General features: G+C 66.0%; 1 pseudogene. It reads left to right on the top strand.

The window, feature by feature from the left end:
* Positions 1-127: 127 nt before the first annotated feature.
* Positions 128-259, top strand: a pseudogene (tdh, locus tag SB816_RS32910) (L-threonine 3-dehydrogenase); the annotation flags it as partial.

The raw sequence follows: 259 nt of genomic DNA, 5'->3' as shown, positions 1-259 counted from the left end.
CCGCGCGGGCGCGCACGGATCCGCACGCAGATGAGCGCCGCACATACCGCCGAACAGATCGACCAGACCGTGGCCGCGTTCGTGCGCGTCGGCAAGTCGCTCGGCATCGTCTGACGGAGGTGCGACCATGAAAGCACTGGCAAAGCTCGAACGCGCTCCGGGTCTCACGTTGACGCGCGTGAAGCGTCCCGAGGTCGGACACAACGACGTGCTGATCAAGATCCGCCGCACGGCGATCTGCGGCACCGACATCCATATC

The sequence above is a fragment of the Achromobacter sp. SIMBA_011 genome, assembly GCF_046535435.1.
Lineage (GTDB): Bacteria > Pseudomonadota > Gammaproteobacteria > Burkholderiales > Burkholderiaceae_B > Achromobacter > Achromobacter dolens.
Note: the sequence above shows the minus strand (reverse complement) of the source record. Positions and strands in the feature narration are given on the sequence as shown.